Genomic DNA, 14,552 nt, shown 5'->3' with positions numbered 1-14,552 from the left:
GGCGAGGGCGAGTTGACCCGATCGCCAGGCTCTCACCTGGTCATCGCCGCTCTCTCACCGGACCCGGAAGTCCGTATCGGTGCGACGATCAGGGCTTCACGAGCCGGTGCCGGTCCTTCCCCAGTCCGGCCCCGCCTTCTCCCAGGCCTGGTCCCAGCGGTCGTGGCGCCGCACCACGATCCGCCAGACGACGATCCGGCGGGCTCCCTCGACGAGTCCGGCGACCGCCGCGGCGGCGCCGATCCCGGCCAGTGCCGCGTGCGTGCTCGCGGTCGCGTCGTCCAGCGGGCGGCCGACCACCTGGCCGTGCTCGTCGGTCCAGAGCCGGAAGCGGTCGCCGGGGTCGGGGGACTTCAGGGCGGCCACCACCGTGCCGGAGTGCGCCGTGCCGTCCGGGGCCGTCCATTCGGCGAGCACACGGCTGTGCCTGTCGCGGGCGGAGGACGTCTCGGGATCGGGGTCGACCGGGGGTCTCGAAACCTTCTTGATCACCGTGCCCGCGACTGCGTGCCGCACCTCGCGCTGTTCCCGCACCGACTGGAGCAGGGCGTCCCGCGAGAGGCCGCCGACCGCGAAGCCGGCCAGCGGCACGGCGACGGCGATGAGCAGCACGGCCACGAGGGCCACCCAGGCTTCGACGAGGTCGGTCCTGCGGCGCAGCGGATTGTGCCGCCAGCGCCAGAGCCCGACGAGTGCTCGCACAGTCCTGCACCCCCTTCCGCGTCCGTCTTAACCACGAACGGCACGGCCCACGCCTCGGCGGGAAGAAGAGAGAGGCAAATCACCCTTCTCGTCCACGCTCAACGACCGTGCCGGGCCTTCGAGTTCCCGTGCGGACGCCTCTCAATCGAGGACGGTGAACGCGTCGCCGACCCGGATCGTCCCGGTCGTCTCCGGCACGAGATTCTGGCCGAAGACCAGCTGGTCACCGAAGCGGCGGTGCTTGGCGAGCGTGCGCAGCGGTTCCTTGCCGCGCTCGGCGCTGCGCTGGTCGGTGGTGGTCACGACACAGCGGCCGCACGTCTTGGCCACCCGGAAGGTGACCTCGCCGATGGCGACGCGCGACCAGTCGTCCTCGGCCCAGGGCGCCGTCCCGTCCACGACCACATTCGGCCGGAAACGGTTCATGGGGAGGGGCCCCTCGTCGGAGTGGTCGCCCTGGGCGATGAGCGAGTTCAGGGCGTCGAGGGAGGAGAGCGTGGTCAGGAGCAGCGGGTACCCGTCGGCGAAGGAGACGGTCTCGCCGTCCTTGGCGTACGCCGGGTCGATGGGGCGTCTGGTCGCGGGGTCGTCGAGGTGGAGGAGCCGGGCGTCCGTGTCCAGGTAGGCGCTGAACCAGGCGTGCGCCGCCGCGTCGGCGGGCACCGCGTCGACCAAGTCCTTCCAGATGTCCACCGTGACGGTCTCGCCGGGGGGCGGCACGGCGACCGTCAGCGGCTCCCGGCCGGGCGCGGACATGCGTATGCCGCCGCCGGGCAGGAGCTCGGCGGCGGCCAACGCCAGCCTCGGATGCGGTCGTTGCGTGATGATTCGTCCGTCGCTGTCCACAAGGACCCACCGTCGGTCACCCGCGAGCCCCCAGGGCTCGACGACGGCCTCACGCGGAGCGTGTCCCCCGACCGCCTTGAGCGGGTAGAAGTGGATCGAGTGCAGCGCTGGATTCGGCATGCCGCCATCCTGCCAGCACCCGCTGACAGGGAAGCGGGCGGTCGAATCAGTAGCCGCGGTAGGGGCGGTTGTACGGGTCCTCGTACGTCGCCGGGGCGGGGCGGGGTGCCGCGGGGCGCATGGCCTCGTAGCCCGTTCCGGCCGGGGGACGCTGTTGTTGCTGCTGAGGGCCCGGGTAGCCGCGCGGCGCCGACGGCTGCTGCGGGATGTACGGCGCGGGCGCCTGCTGCAGCGGTGCGGGCTGCTGCGCGTAGCCGTACGAGGGGTTGTGGTGGGACGGTGCGGCGGGCAGCGCGGGCAGGGCTGACTGCAGCGCGGGCAAATGGCTGCCCGTGTCGTACGCGGAGGGGACCCGGATCGGGGCGATCTGAGGAGTACCCCGCTCGGCGACAAGGGAGTCGTAGATCGGAGTGTCCGGGAAGGACGGCGCGGAGTAGTAACCGCCGCCATAGGTGGAGCGGGGGGAGGTCATGACACATAAGTTAAGCCCTTGATGTGCTGGTTGGGGAGACCGATAAGAGGGTTGTTTTACGTGTCGGTAGTGACCGGACGTCCCCAATGCGAGCGAACTTAGGAAAAATCGGTCGCGCGGCGGCGTAGGGATCCTGTAAAAGCCAAGCTCCGTACGGGTTACCGGCGGTTGACGCAGGGTTGACATGAAGGCCGTGCGGCAGGGTGTCGACGGTGGACATGGGCCTGCCGGGGGTCCGGGTAATAGGTTGGTCATGAACGGGACGGCGGCCTGGCCGGACGTGGCGACTTACGATGTGACTTGCGATGGGGGCGGACATGACAATGCCTAAGGGATCGAATGTTCCCGTGCCGGCACCTGCCGTGCGCGTCGAACTGGGATGGGCTTCAGGAGCGGGGGTGCCGGACGCCGACGCGTCGGCCCTGTTGCTCGCCGCTTCCGGAAAGGTCCGCTCGGACGACGACTTCGTCTTCTACAACCAGGCGGTCCACACCTCCGGTGCGGTGCGCCACGAGGGCAAGAAGACCGACGGCGGCCGGGTGACCGACGCGCTCGTGGTGGACCTCGCGCGCGTGGAGCCCGCCGTGGAGACCGTGGTCCTCGCCGCTTCGACGGACGGCGGCACGTTCGGGCAGATCCCCGGCCTCTTCATCCGGGTCGTCGACGCGGCGAACGGCGCCGAGATCGCGCGTTACGACAGCGAGGACGCCACCGTGGAGACGGCGTTCGTCCTCGGCGAGCTCTACCGCCGCCAGGGCGCGTGGAAGTTCCGCGCCGTCGGGCAGGGTTACGGCAGCGGACTCCAGGGACTGGCCACCGACTACGGGATCTCGGTGGACGAACCGCAGCAGGCGCCCGCGCCCGCGCCGGCCGCGGTGCAGCCGCCTCCGGCTCCGGCGGCCCCCGTCCAGGCCCCGACACCGCCCGCCGCCGCCCCCGCTCCCGCGGGCCGGCCCGTGCGCCTCAGCAAGGTCACGCTCACCAAGGACGCGCCGTCCGTCTCGCTGAAGAAGCAGGGCGGCACCTCCGGGGCGATGCGCGTGAACCTCAACTGGGAGGTGCGCAAGCAGTTCAAGGGCTGGGCCAGCAAGCTCGGCCGGGCCGTGGCGATGCACGCGGACCTCGACCTGGACCTGTGCGCCCTGTACGAACTGGCCGACGGCCGCAAGGGCGTCGTCCAGGCTCTCGGCAACGCCTTCGGCTCCCTCGACCAGCCCCCGTACCTGCTGCTCGACGGCGACGACCGCACCGGCGCCGTGGCCAGCGGCGAGAACCTCACGGTCAACCTCGACCACATCAACGACTTCAAGCGCATCGTCATCTTCGTGACCATCTACGAAGGCGCGCGCAGCTTCGCCGACCTGAACGCCACGGTGACCCTGCAGCCGCAGCACGGCGCCTCCATCGACTTCTCACTCGACGAGTGCACGGTGCCCTCCACGGTGTGCGCGCTCGCACTGATCACGAACAACAACGGCGACCTCTTCGTCCAGCGCGAGGCCCGCTACCTGGTGCCGGAGCGCGGCGTGAGCCCGCAGCGCACCATCGACTACGCGTACGGCTGGGGCATGAACTGGACGCCCGGCAGGAAGTAGCCGCCGACGTATCAGTTCTGCTCGGGAGCGGGATCGGGGCGGGTGTACGTCCGCCCCTTCCACGCCGCCCCGCGCCCCCTGTAGTGCTGCACCGCCGAATCCACCGTCATGAGGAGGTAGAGGAAAGCGGTGAACGGCAGCAGGGGAGCGAGCCAGAGGGTCTGCCGGTAGTAGCGCAGCATCGGGACGTACGTCGCCGTCATCACCAGCCACGCGATGCCGCCGAGCACGGCCGCCCACGCGCTGCCCGTGGCGAGACCGCCGAACAGCGCGACCGGGGGCAGCAGATAGATCAGGGCGAGCCCGAGGACCGTGCCGAGCAGGATCAGCGGGTTGTGGCGGAGTTGGGCGTAGGCGCTGCGCGAGACCATCCGCCATAGGTCGCCGAGCCCGGGGTAGGGGCGCACGCTGTCGACACGTTCCGCGAGCCCCAGCCAGATGCGGCCGCCCGAACGCTTCACCGCCCGGGCCAGCGTCACGTCGTCGATCACCGCGTGCCGGATGGAGTCGGGGATCGCCGCGCGCTCGGCGGCGGCCGTGCTCAGCAGGACGCATCCGCCGGCGGCCGCGGCCGTGCGCGAGCCCTTCTGGGCGATCCAGCGGAACGGATACAGCTGCGCGAAGAAGTAGACGAACGCCGGGACGACGAGCCGCTCCCACATGCTCGCGACGCGCAGCCGCGCCATCTGCGAGACAAGATCGAATCCGGCCGTCTCCGCCGCCGCGACCAACTCCCGCAGACTGTCCGGCTCATGGGCGATGTCCGCGTCGGTGAGCAGCAGATAGCGGGGCGCACGCGCGCGTGCCAGGCCGATGCCGTGCCGTACGGCCCACAGCTTGCCGGTCCAGCCAGGCGGCGGCTCTCCCGGTGAACCGACGGTCAGCGGCAGGCCGCCGTGCCGGTCGGCGAGGGACCGGGCCAGTGTGCCGGTGCCGTCCGAACTCCCGTCGTCGACAAGGAAGACCTCGGCCCGCCCCGGGTAGTCCTGGGCGAGCAGCGAGGGCAGGCTCTCGGGCAGCACCTCGGCCTCGTCGCGGGCGGGGACGACGACGCAGACCGAGGGCCAGACGTCCGGATCGCGGCGCGGCGGCAGACGCAGGTCCGTGCGCCAGAAGAAGCCCTGTCCCCACAGCAGCCACAGCCAGGCGGCAAGCGATGCGGCGGCGGTCCACACAACGGCGCTCATCCGCCGCAGTCTGCCCCACGCCGCCGGGCTCAGGAGGCCGATCGACTATGGTGACCGGGTGAAGATCGCGCTCATGGACTCCGGTATCGGCCTGCTCCCCGCCGCGGCGGCGGTACGTCGTCTGCGGCCGGACGCCGATCTCGTCCTCTCCTCGGACCCCGACGGACTGCCCTGGGGACCGCGCACCGCGCAGGACATCACGGAGCGCTCGCTCGCCATCGCGGAGGCGGCCGCCGCACACCACCCCCAAGCGCTGATCGTGGCCTGCAACACCTCGTCCGTGCGCGCCCTGCCCGCCCTGCGCGCCCGCTTCGAACCCGGCCTGCCCGTCATCGGGACCGTGCCGGCGATCAAGCCGGCCGTGGCCGGCGGTGGCCCCGTCGCCATCTGGGCCACTCCCGCCACCACCGGAAGCCCCTACCAGCGCGGCCTCATCGAGGAGTTCGCCGGCGGCGTCGGCGTCACCGAGGTGCCCTGTCCCGGTCTCGCGGACGCCGTGCAGTCCGCCGACGAGGCGGCCATCGACCGGGCGGTCGCCGCGGCGGCGGCACTCACCCCGCGTGACGTAAGGGCCGTCGTCCTGGGCTGCACCCATTACGAGCTGGTCGGGGAGCGCATCCGCGCGGCCCTCCAGCAGCCCGAGCTGCCGCCCCTGGTCCTGCACGGCTCCGCGGGAGCGGTCGCCGCCCAGGCGCTGCGCAGGACCGGCGAGCTTCCCGGCCCCGGCACCGGCCCGGAAGGCGGCCTCACGGTCATCCTCAGCGGCCGCGCCGCCGAGCTGCCCCTCGCCGCCCACACCTACGCAGAGGGCAGGCTCCTCGCGGCGGCCACCCCCGCACGCTGAGTCCCGTACGGACGCATGGCGGGCCCGCACGCCGGGCCCCCGCCCCGCCCGCGTACAAAGCGGAACCACCCGTACAACCGGCATGGTGACGCTCCGCGATGCCGTGCCTTCGCACCGGAACGTCGGTACTCTCGGTCGCATGAGGGACCACACCCACGGCGAGCGGGGCAGCACGGCCGACGCCCCGCCGGAAGTCTGGACCGGAAGCGCGACCAACCGCGTGCAGTGGCTGCTGGCCCTGGCCGGCGCCCTCTGCCTCGCGCTGGGGATCGAGCTGGCCGTCGACAGCATGTGGACGTCCGGGATCGCTGCCCTCGCCATGTCCGTGGTGGGGTGCATCGCCGCCGGGCTCTTGATCCTGTTCGGCACCCTCGCCTTCGTCCATGTCGCCGTGACGGTCGACGAGGACTGCCTGGAAGTGCGCTGCGGGCACATGGGCCTGCCGCGCCGCCGCATCCTCCTGTCCCACGTGGTGCGGGCCGAGTTCGCGCAGGTCGTCTGCCCCAGACAGTGGGGCGGCTGGGGCTACCGCTCGCGGCCCGAGCTCGGTACCGCCGTCGTCGTCAGGCGTGGTGAGGGCCTGGTCCTCAGCCTGGGGGACGGCCGGAAGTTCACGGTCACCGTCGACGACGCCGAAGCGGCCGTACGGATCATTCGCCACCGGCTGTCCCTGGCGGGGCGCCGGGCGGCCTGAGCTGCGCCGGTTCATCGCCCAGCGGTCGCGCCGTGGCGATGCCCGCGAGATAGCCCGCGCCCGTCGTCACCGCCGTGAGGCTCAGCGCGTTGCCGACCGATGCCACGGCGGCAAGCGCCGTCAGGGCCGCGCCCGCCGACAGGACGACCTGGGTGGAGCGCGGCGAGCGGTACAGGGCGTACAGAAGCCAGCAGAAGACCGCCGCGAGAAGGACCACACCCACCAGGCCCTGCTCCGCCACCTGCTGCAACGGTGCCGAATGGGGCTTGCCGTCGGTCAGGAGATGCTCGGCCACCGTCGGGCTGGAATCGGCGAACCTGCCGGGTCCCACCCCCACCGCGGGTTCCTGGCCCGCGAGCGCCAGAGCGTCCTGCCACAGCTCGACCCGGTGCCCGTCGAGCTGGCCCTCCAGGGACGCGCTCAGCCCCTCCGGCAGTACGTCATCGGCGATCGCCCAGGTCAGGCCGGTCACCACCGCCGTCGCCAGGGCAAGACCCGCCAGGCCGAGCACCCTGCGCCGCATCAGCGCGGTCGCCAGCGAACACAGCAGGATCCCGGTGCAGGCGACGACGCCGGCCACCGAACCCAGAGCCGCCGCGGCCACCGCGATCCCCACCGCCAGCAGCCGCATCCCAAGCCGCGTCGAGGCACTGCGGGCCGCCCACGCCGCGGAGCAGGCCGCCCCCGATGCCAGGATCAGGAGCGCGGCCGTGGCGCCGGTATGGCCGAGCGGCGCCGCGCTGACGGGGCCGGGCGAGAGCTGCGGGGCCGCCGCCGCGAGGCCCACCCCGGCCAGCGCACCGGCACAGGGCGCGGCGACCGGCAGCAGCGCGCCGCAGATGCGCCCGCCCGCGTATCCCGCGGCCACGGCGAGCACCGCGAGGAGCACTCCCTCAGGCCGGCCGCCGTGCACTCCCGCTGTGACCAAGGTCCAGGCGGCGCACACGCCGAGCAGCGCGCAGCCCGTCGCGTCGGACGCGCTGCGCCGTTCGTATGCCCCTGGCGGCCCGGCCGTAGCGGCCATCCCCGTTGTCCCCACCCCGTCGCCCCCCCGCCGTATGACGGGCCCCGAACACTGTGGCTCGATCCGGCCGCAGGTCAGGGACTCGGGCACACCGTAGTCGCTGGAACCGTGAGATGTGGACGTCTTGCGCAGGAACGATCCGCCGATCGCCTGGACAAGACCCCCGGCGACCTGGCACGACCGTCCTGTCTTTGTCCAAGTGACGCGCCGTACACTCCCCGAGTGACCGCCACCACCACCCCCGTAGACGAGTCGGAGCAGCTCGGACCGCGGCCCGCGCCCGCAACGCGCACGGCCCGCTTCCTGCGAGCGCTCGTCCCGGCCGCCGCCGCGGCACTCTCCGGAGTGCTGCTCTACGTCAGCTTTCCGCCACGCACCCTGTGGTGGCTGGCCCTGCCGGCCTTCGCGGTGTTCGCCTGGTGTCTGCACGGCCGCGGCTGGAAGGCGGGCCTCGGGCTCGGCTACCTCTTCGGCCTCGGCTTCCTGCTGCCGCTCCTGGTGTGGACCGGGGTGGAGGTCGGGCCCGGGCCCTGGCTGGCGCTCGCCGCCATCGAGGCGATGTTCGTCGCCCTGGTCGGAGCGGGCATCGCCGCCGTCTCCCGGCTGCCCGGGTACCCGCTCTGGGCCGCCGCCCTGTGGATCGCCGGTGAGGCGGCACGCGCGCGCGTGCCGTTCAGCGGATTCCCCTGGGGGAAGATCGCCTTCGGGCAGGCGGACGGTGTCTTCCTGCCCCTGGCCGCGCTCGGCGGCACCCCGGTGCTCGGCTTCGCGGTGGTCCTGTGCGGCTTCGGTCTGTACGAGATCGTCCGCCAGGTGCGCGAGGCCCGCGGCACCCACGGCACCCGTGCCGTGCACCGCGGTGCGGCGGCAGCGGCCCTGCTCAGTGTGCTCGTCCCGGTCGCCGGTGCCTTCGCCGCGCGTCCGCTCGTCAGCGACGACGCCGAGGACGGCACCGCGACCGTCGCGGCCATCCAGGGCAACGTCCCGCAGGCGGGCCTGGAGTTCAACGCCCAGCGCCGCGCCGTGCTCGACCACCATGTCCGCGAGACCGAACGGCTCGCGGACCGCGTGAAGGCGGGCAAGGCGAAGCAGCCCGACTTCGTCCTGTGGCCGGAGAACTCCTCCGACATCGACCCGTTCACCAACCCCGACGCCCACGCCGCCATCGAGCGCGCGGTCAAGGCGATCGGCGCCCCCATCTCGGTGGGCGGGGTCGTCGAGTCCAAGGACGGCAAGCTCTTCAACGAGCAGATCTTGTGGGACCCGGAGAAGGGCCCCACGGACACCTACGACAAGCGGCAGATCCAGCCCTTCGGCGAGTACATCCCGCTGCGCGACCTCGTCGGCTTCTTCAGCAGCGACGTCGGCATGGTGCGCCAGGACTTCAGCCGCGGCACCAGGCCCGGCGTCTTCACCATGGCGGGCACCAAGGTGGGCCTCGCCACCTGCTACGAGGCCGCCTTCGACTGGGCCGTGCGCGACACCGTCACCCACGGCGCGCAGATCATCTCGGTGCCCAGCAACAACGCGACGTTCGACCGCAGCGAGATGACCTACCAGCAGCTGGCGATGTCGCGGATCCGCGCCGTCGAGCACAGCCGCACCGTCACTGTCCCGGTGACCAGCGGCGTCAGCGCGATCATCATGCCGGACGGCCATGTCTCGCAGAAGACGAAGTGGTTCACCGCCGACTCACTCGTCGCTCAGGTGCCGCTGCGGTCCTCGCAGACCCCGGCCACCCGGTTCGGCACTCTGCCCGAGGGCATCCTCGTGCTGATCGCCGCGGGCGGTCTCGGCTGGGCGGTGACGGGCGCGGTACGGGCCAGGCGCACCCGGTAGGGCCGTTAGGGTCGACGGCATGGCAACTCCTGACTTCATCCGCACGATCCGGGCCGACGCCGGCCACCAGCTGCTGTGGCTCCCCGGGGTCACCGCCATCGTCTTCGACGACGACGGCAGAGTGCTCCTCGGGCGGCGCTCCGACAACGGCAAGTGGTCGGTCATCGGCGGCATCCCGGACCCGGGGGAGCAGCCCGCCGCGTGTGCCGTGCGCGAGGTCTTCGAGGAGACCGCGGTGCGCTGCGTGGCCGAGCGCGTCGTGCTCATCGAGGCCCTGGAGCCGGTGACGTACCCCAACGGCGACACCTGCCAGTTCATGGACATCACCGTGCGCTGCCGCGCCGTCGGCGGCGAGGCCCGCGTCAACGACGACGAGTCGCTCGAAGTGGGCTGGTTCGCACTGGACCAGCTGCCCGATCTGCACGAGACCGGGGTCTTCCGGATCAAGCAGGCCATGGCGGAGGACCAGCCCACCTGGTTCGACCGGAGCTGACGGGCGCCGAGGGCCGGCTCAGCTCGCCTTGATCATGTCGGCGCACTTCTCGCCGATCATCATGGTGGTGATGCACGGGTTGACCGCGGGCAGGAACGGCATGACCGAGGCATCGGCGACACGAAGCCCGGTGACGCCCTTGACGCGCAGTTGCGGGTCGAGCGGCGAGTCCGCGTCGTCGGTCGCGCCCATGCGCACGGTGCCCGCCGGGTGGTAGACGGTGTTGTGGGTCTGGCGGATGTAGGCGAAGAGCTCGTCGTCGGTCGTGGCGTCCGGACCGGGAGCGAGTTCGGCGCCCGCCCAGTCCGACATCGGTGCCTGCGCCGCGATCTCCCGGGCGAGCCGCAGCCCGTACGTCATGACGCGGATGTCGTGCTCGTGCGTGAAGTAGCGCGGGTCGACCTTGGGCTTGTCCCGGAAGTCGCGGGTGCGCAGCCGGACCGTGCCCATCGAGCGGGCCCGAGTGACGTTCGGGGTGAGGCAGAAGGCGTTGTCGGTGGTCGGGTAGCCGCGCCGGTAGGTGTTCATGTCGAAGGGCACCGAGCCGTAGTGGAACATCAGGTCCGGGCGGTCGAGGCCCGGTTCGGTGTCCGCGAAGATGCCGATCTCCCACCACTGGGTGGAGGAGGTGACCATCGGCTGCCTCGCCTCCCACATGATCACGCCCTCGGGGTGGTCCTGGAGGTGGGCGCCGACCCCGGGTGAGTCCACCCGCACCTCCACACCGCACTCCCGCAGATGCCCGGCGGGGCCGATGCCCGACAGCATCAGGAGCTTCGGTGAGTCGATGGCCCCGCAGGCCACGATCACCTCGCGGCGCGCCCTGACGCTGCCGCTGTGGATGGTGTCGGGCTGCAGGTACTCGACGCCCGTGCAGCGCCGGTTCTCGTCGAACAGCAACTGCCGTGCCTGCAGGCCGGTACGCACCTCCAGATTGGGGCGCTTGCCGAGGATCGGGTGCAGGTACGACACCGAGGCGGACGAACGGGTGCCGTCCGGGCGGGAGTTGATCTGGAACCAGTGCGCGCCGCGCTTCACCGTCGTGCCGGTGTTGAACGGGGTGGTGGGGATGCCCGCCGCCGCGCACGCCTCCAACAGGGCTGATCCGCACGGGTCGTTCGGCGGCACGCTCATGATGTTGACCGGGCCGGAGCGGCCGTGGTGGTCGCCGGGTGCGTCGTTGGTCTCCAGGCGCTGGTAGAGGGGGAAGCAGTCCGCCGCGCTCCAGCCCGTGCAGCCCAGCGAGCCCCACTCGTCGAGGTCCTCGGCGGGCGCCCAGAACGCGATGCAGGAGTTGTGCGAGGAGCAGCCGCCGAGCACCTTGGCGCGGGCGTGCCGCATGAAACTGTTGCCGTTCTCCTGCGGCTCCACCGGATAGTCCCAGTCGTAACCGGACTCCAGGAGGGCCATCCACTTGGTCAGCTGGAGGATGTTGTCGTCGCCGACGTCCGAAGGCCCGGCCTCCAGGACGCAGACGCTGACGTCCGGGTCCTCGGTCAGCCGCGCGGCGACGACCGCGCCTGCCGTACCGCCGCCTACCACCACGTAGTCGTACTCGGGCTGAGGGCTCTTAGCGGGCATGGTGACTCCAGATCAGCGGGATTCAGGGGGCGGCCGGGGGCGACGGGGGAGTGGTGGGGTCGACGGCCTCTTCGAAGCGGTGCTCGGCGAGTACGCCCGCCTTGTGCCGCTGCACGAACCAGTAGTAGGCGAAGCCGCCGCAGGCCACGATGCCGATGAAGACGAACGCGCCCCAGCGCAGGTACCAGTGCTGCGGTCCCGTCGCGTTGTAGACCTCCGCACGGGGCCAGGCCAGGTTGAGGGACATGGCCGCGCCCCAGAGCACGGCCACGATGTTGATGGGCAGGCCGAACTTGCCGAGCGAGAACTTGCCCTCGACGGGCTGCCACTGGCCGCGCAGACGCCTGATCAGCATCGGCAGGGTGACCAGCAGATAAGCCAGGTAGATCATGATGATCGCGATGCTCGTGATCACCGAGAAGATCTGCGGCTGATTGATGTTGATCACCAGGATGCCCACGCCGACGAGCCCGATGATGATCGCGGGCAGTACGGGGGTCTTGAAGCGCGGGCTGACCTTGGCGAGCAGCGAGGACGCGGGCAGGCAGTTGTCGCGGGCCATGGCGAACGCGAGACGGATGCCCGCCGCCTGCACGGCGAGCTCGCAGACCGTGATGGCGACGACCACGCACCAGAGCACGATCTCGCCGATCGTGGAGCCGAGCGTGCTCAGGACCACGTACTGCAGGCCGTCCACGGACAGTTCCTTCGCGTGCAGGTCCGGCACGGCCAGGAGCGCGAACAGCAGGATGAGCCCGCCGATCAGGAACGAGAAGATGAGCGCGCGCAGGATCGCCCGCGGGGCGTTGCGGCTCGGGTCGAGCGACTCCTCGCCGAGCGAGGACGCGGTGTCGAAGCCGTACATCACGTACGCCGAGGCGAGCGACGCCGTCAGGAACGCCCCGAAGTAGCCGAGGTTCTGCCCCTGTCCCAGGCCGCCGGTCTCCGTGATGGCGCTGGGGCCGCGCGTGATGTGGGCGGCGAGCAGCACGATCAGGACGACGGCCGCGATCAGTTCGATGAGTACGCCCGCGGAGTTGATCCGGGCCATCAGCTTGACGCCGAACGCGTTGACCAGGGTGGTGAAGAGAATCAGCACGGAGCCGAGCAGCACCGCGTTCTTCGCCGCGTCGGTCGTACCGCGGCCGTCCCCGATGAACTGGAACGCGTCGGAGATCTGCGGCAGCGTGATCTGGTACGCCAGGGCGACCGCCGCGAGGGACACCATGGTGGCCGTCAGCATCATCCAGCCACCGAGCCAGCCGACGTGCGGGCCGCCGAGCTGCTTGGCCCAGTTGTAGACGGACCCCGCGACCGGGAAGCGGGCGGCCAGCTCGCAGAAGCAGAGGGCCACCATCAGCTGGCCGACGAAGACCATCGGCCAGGACCACCAGTACGCGGGACCGCCGAAGCTCACACCGAAGTAGAAGAGCTGGAAGGTGCCGGTCAGGATGGAGATGTAGCTGATCCCGGCGGCGAAGGTGTGGAAGTTGCCCAGGGTGCGCTTGAGTTCAGGCCGGTAGCCGAGCTTGCCGAGCGCGTCGTCGTCGTCCTGATGCTGCTGCCGGGCGGCGTCGGCGGCGTTGCCGGGATCCGTGCTCATTCGAACCACCTCTGTGGTGTCGGTGCGAGGTTGCGCCAGATGTGCTTGGCCTCCTGGTACTCGGCGAGACCGGCCGGTCCGAGCTCGCGCCCGAAGCCGGACTGCTTCATGCCGCCCCACTCCGCCTGCGGCACGTAGGGATGGAAGTCGTTGATCCACACCGTGCCCGCGCGCATCCGGGACGCCACCCGGTGCGCCTTGCCGCCGTCCTGCGTCCAGACGGCGCCCGCGAGCCCGTAGACGGTGTCGTTGGCGAGCGCGACCGCCTCGTCCTCGTCCCGGAACCGCTCGACGGTGAGCACCGGGCCGAACGACTCGTCGGTGATCACGGACATGCCGGGCGTGCACTCGTCGAGCACGGTGGGCGGGTAGTAGTAGCCGTCCGCCAGGGCCGGGTCGTCGGGGCGAGCCCCGCCGCACCGCAGCACCGCGCCCTCGGCGATGCCCGCCGCCACGTACGCCTCGACCTTGTCGCGGTGTGCCGCGGAGATCAGCGGTCCTGTGCGGGCGTCGTCGTCGAAGGGGCCGCCGAGCCGGATCCGCTGCGCGCGTGCCACCACCTCGTCGACGAACCTGTCGTGCAGCCCGTCCTCGACGAGGAGTCGTGCCCCGGCCGAGCAGACCTGGCCGGAGTGCAGGAAGATCGCCATCAGGGCGTAGTCGACGGCCGCCTCGAAGTCGGCGTCGGCGAAGACGATGTTGGGGTTCTTGCCGCCCAGTTCCAGGGCGACCTTCTTCACCGTGGGAGCCGCGGCGGCCATGATGCGGCGGCCGGTGACGAGCCCGCCGGTGAACGACACCATGTCGACCCGCGGGTCCTCGCTGAGCGGGGCGCCCGCGGTGGGGCCCGCGCCCAGGATCAGGTTGGCGGCCCCGCCGGGCAGCCCGGCCTCGGTGAGCAGGCGCATCAGGATGATGGAGGTGTGCGGGGTCAGTTCGCTCGGCTTGAGGACGAAGGTGTTGCCGGCGCCGAGCGCGGGGGCGACCTTCCAGGCGGTCTGCAGCAGCGGATAGTTCCACGGCGTGATCAGCGCGCACACCCCGACCGGCTCGTGCACCACCCGGCTGTCCACCTCCGGGCTGCCGGCGTCGACGACCCGGTCGGTGCCGCCCGCCGCCGTCAGGTTGCCGAAGTAGCGGAAGCAGTTCGCGATGTCGTCCATGTCGTACTCGCTCTCCACGAGCCGCTTCCCGGTGTCCAGGGATTCGGCGCGGGCGAGTGCGTCCTTGTCGCGTTCGAGGAGGCCGGCCACGCGCAGCAGCAGACGGCCGCGTTCGGCCGCCGGGGTGCCGGGCCACGGCCCGGTGTCGAAGGCCTCCCGCGCGGCGGCGATGGCCGCCGCGGCGTCCTTGGGCCCTGCTTCGTCGACGGTGGCGACCAGGGTGTTGTCCGCAGGGCAGCGGATCTCCCGTGTCTGCCCGTCCACGGCAGTGGTCCATGTTCCGCCGATGAACAGCTCCGGCATGACGGCTCCTCGAGGATGGGATGCGCGGGTGCTCCACCAATGGACGCTATGGAGAACGGCCCGCACGCGCACCACAGGAGCCGCTG

At 71.5% G+C, this 14,552-nt stretch carries 13 protein-coding genes; 5 read left to right on the top strand and 8 right to left on the bottom strand.

Features of this window, described 5'->3' with window-relative positions; translation table 11 throughout:
* Positions 1–96: 96 nt before the first annotated feature.
* The 3 genes from ACWGIH_RS25675 to ACWGIH_RS25665 form a co-directional block, all read right to left on the bottom strand.
* Positions 97–702: an Rv1733c family protein gene (locus ACWGIH_RS25675; RefSeq protein ID WP_453446386.1), complete on the bottom strand. Its 606-nt coding sequence runs from the start codon at positions 700–702 to the stop codon at positions 97–99.
* Positions 703–843: 141 nt separating this feature from the next.
* Positions 844–1,668 carry an MOSC domain-containing protein gene (locus ACWGIH_RS25670; RefSeq protein WP_453446388.1) on the bottom strand — a complete coding sequence of 275 codons (825 nt, stop codon included), beginning with the start codon at positions 1,666–1,668 and terminating at the stop codon, positions 844–846.
* Positions 1,669–1,714: 46 nt separating this feature from the next.
* On the bottom strand, positions 1,715–2,140 hold the full coding sequence (locus tag ACWGIH_RS25665) for a DUF6643 family protein (RefSeq protein WP_363206394.1): 426 nt from the start codon (positions 2,138–2,140) through the stop codon (positions 1,715–1,717).
* Positions 2,141–2,445: 305 nt separating this feature from the next.
* On the opposite strand from ACWGIH_RS25665, the gene ACWGIH_RS25660 reads away from it, so the two are divergent.
* Positions 2,446–3,735: a TerD family protein gene (locus ACWGIH_RS25660; RefSeq protein ID WP_453446389.1), complete on the top strand. Its 1,290-nt coding sequence runs from the start codon at positions 2,446–2,448 to the stop codon at positions 3,733–3,735.
* 11 nt (positions 3,736–3,746) lie between these two features.
* Here the strand turns inward: ACWGIH_RS25660 and ACWGIH_RS25655 are convergent, their stop codons facing one another.
* On the bottom strand, positions 3,747–4,922 hold the full coding sequence (locus tag ACWGIH_RS25655; protein ID WP_453446391.1) for a glycosyltransferase: 1,176 nt from the start codon (positions 4,920–4,922) through the stop codon (positions 3,747–3,749).
* A 58-nt stretch (positions 4,923–4,980) separates the two neighbouring features.
* On the opposite strand from ACWGIH_RS25655, the gene ACWGIH_RS25650 reads away from it, so the two are divergent.
* Both ACWGIH_RS25650 and ACWGIH_RS25645 read left to right on the top strand, forming a co-directional pair.
* Complete coding sequence (locus ACWGIH_RS25650) at positions 4,981–5,766, top strand: glutamate racemase (protein ID WP_453446392.1); 786 nt, start codon at positions 4,981–4,983, stop codon at positions 5,764–5,766.
* Between the two features lie 139 nt (positions 5,767–5,905).
* A complete protein-coding gene (locus ACWGIH_RS25645; protein WP_453446393.1) occupies positions 5,906–6,460 on the top strand; it encodes a hypothetical protein in 555 nt (184 codons plus the stop codon).
* Here ACWGIH_RS25645 and ACWGIH_RS25640 read toward each other — a convergent pair.
* The gene (locus ACWGIH_RS25640) at positions 6,417–7,484 is read right to left on the bottom strand and encodes an O-antigen ligase family protein (protein ID WP_453446395.1); all 1,068 of its coding nucleotides are present in this window, start codon (positions 7,482–7,484) and stop codon (positions 6,417–6,419) included. The genes ACWGIH_RS25645 and ACWGIH_RS25640 overlap by 44 nt on opposite strands.
* Positions 7,485–7,706: 222 nt before the next feature.
* On the opposite strand from ACWGIH_RS25640, the gene lnt reads away from it, so the two are divergent.
* Complete coding sequence (gene lnt / locus ACWGIH_RS25635) at positions 7,707–9,323, top strand: apolipoprotein N-acyltransferase (protein WP_453446396.1); 1,617 nt, start codon at positions 7,707–7,709, stop codon at positions 9,321–9,323.
* Between the two features lie 19 nt (positions 9,324–9,342).
* Positions 9,343–9,816, top strand: coding sequence for an NUDIX hydrolase (locus tag ACWGIH_RS25630; protein WP_453446398.1), 474 nt, complete (start codon positions 9,343–9,345; stop codon positions 9,814–9,816).
* Positions 9,817–9,834: 18 nt separating this feature from the next.
* On the opposite strand, the gene ACWGIH_RS25625 is transcribed toward ACWGIH_RS25630, so the two are convergent.
* From ACWGIH_RS25625 to ACWGIH_RS25615, 3 genes are read right to left on the bottom strand one after another with little or no spacing between them, the layout of a single operon-like run.
* Positions 9,835–11,397, bottom strand: coding sequence for a GMC family oxidoreductase (locus tag ACWGIH_RS25625; protein ID WP_453446399.1), 1,563 nt, complete (start codon positions 11,395–11,397; stop codon positions 9,835–9,837).
* A 22-nt stretch (positions 11,398–11,419) separates the two neighbouring features.
* The gene (locus ACWGIH_RS25620; protein WP_453446400.1) at positions 11,420–13,000 is read right to left on the bottom strand and encodes an APC family permease; all 1,581 of its coding nucleotides are present in this window, start codon (positions 12,998–13,000) and stop codon (positions 11,420–11,422) included.
* Entirely contained in the window at positions 12,997–14,466 is a 1,470-nt protein-coding gene (locus ACWGIH_RS25615) for an aldehyde dehydrogenase family protein (protein ID WP_453446402.1), read from the bottom strand. Before ACWGIH_RS25615 ends, ACWGIH_RS25620 begins: the two co-directional genes overlap by 4 nt.
* Between the last annotated feature and the right edge of the window lie 86 nt (positions 14,467–14,552).

The sequence above is a fragment of the Streptomyces sp. NPDC054872 genome (assembly GCF_053610705.1).
The sequence above is the reverse complement of the archived record's forward strand: the minus strand, read 5'-3'. Positions and strand labels throughout refer to the sequence as shown.

Excerpts from the sequence above, each read along its gene's own strand:
- ACWGIH_RS25670 (WP_453446388.1), bottom strand. The coding sequence starts at position 1,668 with ATGCCGAATCCAGCGCTGCACTCGATCCACTTCTACCCGCTCAAGGCG.
- ACWGIH_RS25665 (WP_363206394.1), bottom strand. The coding sequence starts at position 2,140 with ATGACCTCCCCCCGCTCCACCTATGGCGGCGGTTACTACTCCGCGCCG.
- ACWGIH_RS25660 (WP_453446389.1), top strand. The coding sequence starts at position 2,446 with ATGGGGGCGGACATGACAATGCCTAAGGGATCGAATGTTCCCGTGCCG.
- ACWGIH_RS25655 (WP_453446391.1), bottom strand. The coding sequence starts at position 4,922 with ATGAGCGCCGTTGTGTGGACCGCCGCCGCATCGCTTGCCGCCTGGCTG.
- ACWGIH_RS25645 (WP_453446393.1), top strand. The coding sequence starts at position 5,906 with ATGAGGGACCACACCCACGGCGAGCGGGGCAGCACGGCCGACGCCCCG.
- ACWGIH_RS25640 (WP_453446395.1), bottom strand. The coding sequence starts at position 7,484 with ATGGCCGCTACGGCCGGGCCGCCAGGGGCATACGAACGGCGCAGCGCG.
- ACWGIH_RS25630 (WP_453446398.1), top strand. The coding sequence starts at position 9,343 with ATGGCAACTCCTGACTTCATCCGCACGATCCGGGCCGACGCCGGCCAC.
- ACWGIH_RS25625 (WP_453446399.1), bottom strand. The coding sequence starts at position 11,397 with ATGCCCGCTAAGAGCCCTCAGCCCGAGTACGACTACGTGGTGGTAGGC.
- ACWGIH_RS25620 (WP_453446400.1), bottom strand. The coding sequence starts at position 13,000 with ATGAGCACGGATCCCGGCAACGCCGCCGACGCCGCCCGGCAGCAGCAT.
- ACWGIH_RS25615 (WP_453446402.1), bottom strand. The coding sequence starts at position 14,466 with ATGCCGGAGCTGTTCATCGGCGGAACATGGACCACTGCCGTGGACGGG.